The following is a 276-nucleotide window of genomic DNA, read 5'->3' on the forward strand; positions in this document are numbered from 1 at the left end:
AAGACCATCATTATCTCTTGATAATTCTCCATTTTTTAAAGCTTCATATATTGTTGTTCTTGATTTTTTAAAAGCTTTACTTGCGTCCATAACGCTAAACTTTGTACTGTTCAATGCAATCCCTCTGTTCATGTACAAGGATGTTCAGAAAACATGTTACCTGAACATGTACTTTATTTCGCCTTATATCCTAATTTTCTGAGATATGGCAATAACTCCTCAAATTTTTCTTGATCTTGTAGCATCTCAGCAATACGAATAGCGAATTGTTGGTAG

At 33.0% G+C, this 276-nt stretch carries 1 pseudogene; it reads right to left on the minus strand.

Annotated elements, in window-relative coordinates:
• Window positions 1–173: 173 nt before the first annotated feature.
• Window positions 174–276 (minus strand): annotated as a pseudogene (locus GJQ66_RS15750) (RepB family plasmid replication initiator protein); the annotation flags it as partial.

This window comes from Microbacterium sp. ZXX196, from assembly GCF_009709595.1.
In the GTDB taxonomy this organism is placed as follows: Bacteria; Actinomycetota; Actinomycetes; order Actinomycetales; family Microbacteriaceae; genus Microbacterium; species Microbacterium excoecariae.